General features: G+C 67.1%; 7 protein-coding genes and 1 pseudogene. 6 read left to right on the forward strand and 2 right to left on the reverse strand.

The window, feature by feature from the left end:
* Window positions 1-30: 30 nt before the first annotated feature.
* The 4 genes and pseudogenes from C493_RS06065 to C493_RS06080 all read left to right on the forward strand — a co-directional run.
* Window positions 31-459: pseudogene (locus C493_RS06065) on the forward strand (DUF63 family protein); the annotation flags it as partial.
* A gap of 35 nt (window positions 460-494) precedes the next feature.
* Window positions 495-1,394: a carbohydrate kinase family protein gene (locus tag C493_RS06070; RefSeq protein ID WP_007258535.1), complete on the forward strand. Its 900-nt coding sequence runs from the start codon at window positions 495-497 to the stop codon at window positions 1,392-1,394.
* A 133-nt stretch (window positions 1,395-1,527) separates the two neighbouring features.
* Complete coding sequence (locus tag C493_RS06075; RefSeq protein WP_007258536.1) at window positions 1,528-1,836, forward strand: HalOD1 output domain-containing protein; 309 nt, start codon at window positions 1,528-1,530, stop codon at window positions 1,834-1,836.
* Window positions 1,837-2,005: 169 nt separating this feature from the next.
* Window positions 2,006-2,782 carry a nucleoside phosphorylase gene (locus C493_RS06080; protein ID WP_007258537.1) on the forward strand — a complete coding sequence of 259 codons (777 nt, stop codon included), beginning with the start codon at window positions 2,006-2,008 and terminating at the stop codon, window positions 2,780-2,782.
* Between the two features lie 189 nt (window positions 2,783-2,971).
* Here C493_RS06080 and C493_RS06085 read toward each other — a convergent pair whose 3' ends face one another.
* Window positions 2,972-3,865: an HNH endonuclease gene (locus tag C493_RS06085; RefSeq protein WP_007258538.1), complete on the reverse strand. Its 894-nt coding sequence runs from the start codon at window positions 3,863-3,865 to the stop codon at window positions 2,972-2,974.
* Between the two features lie 136 nt (window positions 3,866-4,001).
* Here C493_RS06085 and C493_RS06090 point away from each other — a divergent pair, with 136 nt between their 5' ends.
* The gene (locus tag C493_RS06090; RefSeq protein WP_007258539.1) at window positions 4,002-4,661 is read left to right on the forward strand and encodes an amphi-Trp domain-containing protein; all 660 of its coding nucleotides are present in this window, start codon (window positions 4,002-4,004) and stop codon (window positions 4,659-4,661) included.
* A gap of 45 nt (window positions 4,662-4,706) precedes the next feature.
* Here C493_RS06090 and C493_RS06095 read toward each other — a convergent pair whose 3' ends face one another.
* Window positions 4,707-5,462 carry a DUF547 domain-containing protein gene (locus tag C493_RS06095; protein ID WP_007258540.1) on the reverse strand — a complete coding sequence of 252 codons (756 nt, stop codon included), beginning with the start codon at window positions 5,460-5,462 and terminating at the stop codon, window positions 4,707-4,709.
* Window positions 5,463-5,577: 115 nt separating this feature from the next.
* Here C493_RS06095 and C493_RS06100 point away from each other — a divergent pair.
* On the forward strand, window positions 5,578-6,298 hold a 721-nt coding region (locus C493_RS06100; protein ID WP_007258541.1), incomplete at its 3' end, for an AI-2E family transporter.

The following is a 6,298-nucleotide window of genomic DNA, read 5'->3' on the forward strand; positions in this document are numbered from 1 at the left end:
CGCTATCAGAGATGTGTATAAGAGACAGGCTTCGACCTGTTCTGGCCGGTCATCGCGGTCGTCGTCGCCGGCGTCCTCACCGCAGTCGCCTGGATCGCGCTGGGGCTGTGGTTCACCGAGGTCGCCGCCACGACCGCGCTGACGGGCGTGATCGTCGTCTTCGGCCACACCGTCGACGGCGTCTCGACGGCGATCGGCTACGACGTCCTCGGCGCCGGCGAGGAGGTGCCCCTCTCCCGGCTCATCCTCGAGGCCGGCGAGTCACTGCCGACGGCGGAGTACATCGGCGGCGGCTGGCTCTTCATCCTCGTGAAGGTCGGTCTCGCGCTGGTGATCCTCGGCCTGTTCAAGGAGTACGTCGAAGAACGGCCGCGACAGGCGCGGACGCTGCTCGCCGGCGTCGCCGCGCTCGGACTCGGCCCCGGCATCCACAACGTCTTGCTCTTCATCGCAACCTAGGTTTTTTCGACCGCCCCCGTCTTTGCTCCTATCGAATGGCTCCGACCGTACTCACCGCCGGCCACGTCAACTGGGACGTGACGCTGCGCGTCGACCGGCTGCCCGTCGCCGACGGCGAGGCGACGATCCGCTCACAGCGCCAGTCTAGCGGCGGCAGCGCCGCCAACGTCGCCGCCGCGCTCGCCGCCCTCGAAGTCGATACCGGACTCATCGGCAGCGTCGGCGACGACGACAACGGCCTGCTCGCACGCCGCGGCCTCGAGTCGGCCGGCGTCTCGCTGTCGGGTCTCCGCGTCGTCGAGGGTGCCGAAACGGCCGTCAAGTACCTGCTCGTCGACGACGACGGCGAGGTGTCGATTCTGGGCAACGACGGCGTCAACGAGGCAGTCCGTCCGGCCGATCTCGACGCCGACCGAATTCGGGCCGCCGACCACGTCCACCTGACGAGTCAGCGTCCCGAGACCGCCGCGACGATCGCCTCGATCGCCACCGAAGCCGGCGTCGGCGTCAGCTTCGATCCCGGCCGGCGGTTCGGCGACCGCGAGTACGGCGAGACGCTCGAGGCGGCCGACGTGGTGTTCGTCACCGAACGGGAAGCCGCGGCGCTGGCCGATCGAGACGGCGCCGACGGCGGGTCGACCGACGGCGAACGACTGGTCGTCGTCACCTCGGGTGCCGACGGCGCCGAAATCCGGCGCGGTGACGAGCGCTACACCCACTCCGGATTCGACGTCGACTCCGTCGACACCGCCGGCGCCGGCGACGCGTTCGCCGCGGGCTTTCTCGCGATCCGCCTCGCCGGCGGCGGGATCGACCGCGCGCTCGAGTACGCAAACGCCTGCGGTGCGCTCACGGCGAGTCGAGAGGGGGCTCGGAGCGCTCCGACGGCGTCGGCGGTCGAGCAGTTTCTCGGCGAACGATCACCGCCGTCGTGAAAATCGGTTGAAATGACGTTTTTTGGGGTCTCGAGGCCTGCAACGCTTCTCACCGAATGTTGTCTGACGGTAATTATATACGGCGGGCCGTTCGTCATTGAACTAGACGGTCACGGAAACGTGACTGAAAGACATGACGGAACGAAGGATCAGCGAGTCCCCTGGATGCGAACTGCAGCGTCGCGTCCAGTACGAGCGACGGACAGACGAACCGCCGAGTATCGCTACCGCGACGGCGCTGGCGCAGTACTTCGACGAAGACGTCGGAGCGACCAGCACGCGGCTCTACGACTACATCGACCCGGACGCCCTCGACTCCCTGTTTGCCGACACGCACACGGGGTCACATCGCGACGCGGGAACTGTGGAGTTCCAGGTCGAAGACGCGTTGGTGACGGTCACCGACGAGCAGATCGAAGTGAAGCCGGAGACGACGACGTAGCCTCGAGCGCGGACGAGGAGCGGCCATACTGCGGGCAGCGGATGACAGACGAGGCGAACACTGGAACTGGTGACGGGACTGAGCGCGATGGGAGTATCGCAGATCGCCCGACGGACGCTCGGGACCCGTCCTCGAACCTTTTTTCTCGCCGCCACCGAAATCGACGGGTATGGCAACCCAACCGCACCTGCTAGTCGAGGAGGGAGACCTGACCGATCGCGCCCTCATTCCGGGCGATCCGGGCCGCGTCGATCGAATCGCGAGCCACTGCGACGACCACGAGACGGTCGCCGAAAACCGCGAGTACAAGGTCGTCAACGCCACCTACGAGGGCCAGGAGCTGACGATCTGCTCGACGGGGATCGGCTGTCCGTCGGCGGCCATCGCCATCGAGGAACTCGCAAACGTCGGCGTCGAGACGTTCATTCGCGTCGGCACGACCGGGGCGCTCCAGTCGGGCATCGAGATCGGCGACATGGTCGTCGCCACCGGCGCCGCGAAGAACGAGGGCACCTCGAAGCGCTACGAGGCCGTCGAGTACCCCGCGGTGCCGGACTACGACGTGCTCTCGGCGCTGGTCGATTCCGCAGAGGCGCACGCGGCCCAGCGGGCCGCGGATAGCGCGAACGGTGAAACTGTGAGCGGAGACGAGGAGGTCCACGTCGGTCCCATCGCCTCCGACGACGCCTACTACGCCGAGTCCGGCGCCACCGTCGACGACTGGGAGGCCGCCGGTCTCCTCGCCGTCGAAATGGAGGCCGCCGCCGTCTTCTCGCTGGCCCGCCGCAAGGGCCTGCGCGCCGGCGCAATCTGTACCGTCGACGGCAACCTCGTCGAGGGCACCCAGAAGGGCACCGACACCGAGGACGACGAACTCCCCGACAAAGCCAAGAACAACGTCGCTCGCGCGATCGACATCTCGCTCGAGGCCGCTCGGTCGCTCTAGCGACCGAGGACCAATTGCTGTCTTTCAGTGGCGTATGACACAGTCAAATTCCATTTTGTACCACGGGTCGTCTTCACGTGGCACCCTCGAGAAGCCGACGTCAGCCCCGCTCCGCTCGAGACGGTTCGACTCGACGCACGACGCTCGGACACGCGACGCACGACCTCGAGTCCCCTCACAACGCACGTCTCAGGCGGTCAACTGCGCTGCGAGCGCCGTCGCCCGCTCGGTCAACGTCGTGGTCGTCGACGGGGCGGACTGCAGGTCGTCGTTGATCGCCGAGAAGAGTCGGTCGAAGGCGACGGCGCCGTCGTCGCGTCGCCAGTCGGCCGTCTCGCGAACCTCGAGTCCGCACGTCTGACACGCCGTCGTCTCCGTTTTCCCCGCTTCCTGCGGCAGCGGTTCGAAACAACCGTGACAGCGCCCGAGTCCCGCTGGGACCGTTTCGCAACGCTCGACGATGCGACGCAGCGTCGTCTGTAGTTCGGCGGCGGCCTCGCCGACGGTCTCCAGCGAGCGCTGAACGTCGTCGTCGAACCGTCCGTCGTCGACCGCGTCGAGTCGCTCGAGCGAGGCGTCGACGAGGTCGATCGCGAGGCGAACGTCCCGCCGGTGTCGGCGGTATTCGACGGCGACGTCGTCGACGCGCTCGCCGTCGGCGTCGGATTCGTCCGCGTCGTCTCGTCCGTTCTCGTTCTCGTCGCCTCGTGCGTCCGCGCCGTCTCGCGCGCCCGCACCGAGTCGCTCCGGCAGCGAGGTCGCGAGCGAGGCGACGGCGGCAACGTCGGAGATGGCGTCGCCCTGCGTCTGCGTAATCGTGCGGACGAGACCGAACAGCGACTCGCGCGACTCGAGTGCGTCGCCGTCGGACGCCGTGGTCGGCGCCTCGAGGCGGCGGAAACAGTCGGTACAGACGGTTACGAGCGCGCTCTCGTGGACGGTCCCGTCGAGGGGAACGGCGCCGACGGGAACGGTGCGGAGGGCGGTCGGCTCGTCGGGGTCGCCGGACGTCTCGCAGTAGCGACACGCGTGGTCGTCGCGGTCGAAGACGGCGCGGCGGTCGGCCTGCCAGTCGCGGGACATTACGAGCGAGCGAAGACAGCGCGGCGACAAAAACGCACCGGCTACGGGCGTCCTCTCACCGTCCGTCGTCCGCCTGACGCCGTCGGCGGACCCGGTCCGGTACAACGCCTAACTCGGTGGGCCCCGTAGCACCCGTATGACCGACGACCCGATCGAGTTCGAACTCGAGCGCGCGTACGACCGCGAGGAGCTCGCCGCCATCTTTCGGGAGTTCGCGGCCGCGCTGGACGACGGCCGACCGCTCCGCCTCGAGGACGGCACGCGCCTCGCCGAAGTCGACGTTCCGTCCCGGATTTCCGCCGAATTCGAGGCCGAGCGGGAGGCCGACGACGAACCGCCGGTGACCGAACTGGAACTCGAACTCGAGTGGGACGACCCGGACGGCTCGAGCCTTCGAATCGCCGACACCGAGCGCGAGGAATCCGACGCCGCTGGGTCTGCAACGCTCGACGAAACTGACGACGGCGAGCGCCGCGACGCGGCGTCGGCGACCCGCGCCCACCCCGCGCCGGAATCGGAAGGGGGCGCCGGCGGCGCCGCTCCCGGACCGGAGCCGTCGGCGGAGACGGAACCGGAAGGTTCCGGCGATCGCACCGCCGAGCGGACCAGTCGCTTCGAGGTGTACGAAGATCGTGCCAACGAGTGGCGGTGGCGCCTGGTTCACTGGAACGGGAATATCGTCGCGGACAGCGGCGAGGGATACGCCTCGCGGTCGAACGCGAAACGCGCCGCGAGAGGCGTCATGCGATCCGCACCGACGGCGCGGATCGTGGACAAAGACGACGGAACGGACTGAGACGCCCTCGAGAGCCCGCTCTCGCCGGGTCACTGATTCCCTCGGCTACGGTCGGAGTTCGTCGACGATGTCGTCGCCGTCGAAATCGACGTCCGGCGCGCGGGTCGTCCGTTCGTACTCGAGCGACGGTCGGCGACCCGTCGGCACGGCGTCGTACTCCCGGAGGAACGCGACGATCCCGCGTTTGCCTCCGAAGTCGCCGCGGTAGCGGCTGAACAATCGGGGAACCGTGGCGGCGTTTCGCTCTCGATCGTAGCTGACCGTCTCCTCGAGGAACCACTCGACGGCGGCGTCGAGATCCGTCTCGACGTCCGAGGGCGAGTAGGCCGTCACCGGGGAGCCGTGATCGAAACCGTGTCTGATCGCGAAGTGAATCCGCGGATCGCACTCGGGGAGGCGGTATCGTCGCTCGAACGGCGAGGGAAACGGCCGGGGGACGTAGCCGAACCCCCAGGGGTGTTTCGACCGCCGAAGCAATCCGTGCTCGATATCGTTGAGGCTCACCCAAACGCCGGCGATCGGAATCCGATCCCTGGAGACGAACGTCCAGCGCGCGAGTCGGCCCGCCTCGGGATCGAGCCCGTCCTCGGCGTCGCGCTCGTCCTCGAGAAGCAACTGCGCGTAGGCGTTATAGCAGTTGAGCCAGAAGGCGAGTCGCTCCCGACGAGTCGCGAGGGCCCGATCGAGCCGTGACTGCTCGAGGGTCGCGAGTTCCTCGCGCAGGGAGTCCGTCTCGCCACCGGTCTTGACCGCGTACAGCAGATCGGCGGCAAGAGAGGTGGGATCGAGCTGGATAGACATTCACAGACACATTGGTGAACCAGCGCCTTGAAGCCGTGTGAGAGCGAGAACGACAGTCTTAGAGCCGGATAAATCCGGCCGCGGTTTTATCCGTACACGCGTGGTCGAAACTTCCGTGAACCTCAGTCGAGGGTACCTTCTGGCGCTCTTTCTCGTTTTCGCCTATCTCTCCCTCCAACTCGTTTCACCGTTCATACAGTACGTGCTGGGAGCGATTCTCATCGCCTTCGTGCTCTATCCGTTACAGCGGCGCCTCGAGGGCTACGTCCCGTCGTCGGTCGCTGCGCTTTTGCTCGTCCTCCTCGCGATCGTCGGCGTTATCGTCCCCTTCGTCGTCGTCGCGATTGCGATTGCCGACGACGTCGCGAACATGCTCCAGGACCTCGATCCGGAAGCGCTCCGGATCGCGGCGCTCGAGGAACAGATCGAGGAGGAGACGGGATTCGAAATCGACATCGTCGAGGAGCTGGCGGGCTCGGCCGAGCAGATCGGAACGATGCTCTTAGAGCAGACGACGGCGTGGTTTAGCGCGTTCACGCACGCCCTGATCGGGCTCGGACTCATGCTGTTCTTGCTGTACTACCTGCTCAAGGAAGGCGATACGCTCATGTCGTGGCTCAGGGAGGTGACGCCGCTGCCCGACGACGTACAGGACGATCTCTACGGCGAACTGAACGAGGTCATGTGGGCGGTCCTGGCCGGACACGTGCTGATCGCGCTCGTCGAAGGCGTCATCGCCGGTCTGGGGCTGTTCGCCACCGGCATACCGAACGCGGCGTTCTGGACGTTCATCATGGTGATCCTCTCGCTGGTGCCGTTGATCGGCGCGCCGCTGG

The sequence above is a fragment of the Natronolimnohabitans innermongolicus JCM 12255 genome, from assembly GCF_000337215.1.
GTDB classification, from domain to species: domain Archaea; phylum Halobacteriota; class Halobacteria; order Halobacteriales; family Natrialbaceae; genus Natronolimnohabitans; species Natronolimnohabitans innermongolicus.

Coding starts and splice junctions, on each gene's coding strand:
- C493_RS06070 (WP_007258535.1), top strand. CDS start 495: ATGGCTCCGACCGTACTCACCGCCGGCCACGTCAACTGGGACGTGACG.
- C493_RS06075 (WP_007258536.1), top strand. CDS start 1,528: ATGACGGAACGAAGGATCAGCGAGTCCCCTGGATGCGAACTGCAGCGT.
- C493_RS06080 (WP_007258537.1), top strand. CDS start 2,006: ATGGCAACCCAACCGCACCTGCTAGTCGAGGAGGGAGACCTGACCGAT.
- C493_RS06085 (WP_007258538.1), bottom strand. CDS start 3,865: ATGTCCCGCGACTGGCAGGCCGACCGCCGCGCCGTCTTCGACCGCGAC.
- C493_RS06090 (WP_007258539.1), top strand. CDS start 4,002: ATGACCGACGACCCGATCGAGTTCGAACTCGAGCGCGCGTACGACCGC.
- C493_RS06095 (WP_007258540.1), bottom strand. CDS start 5,462: ATGTCTATCCAGCTCGATCCCACCTCTCTTGCCGCCGATCTGCTGTAC.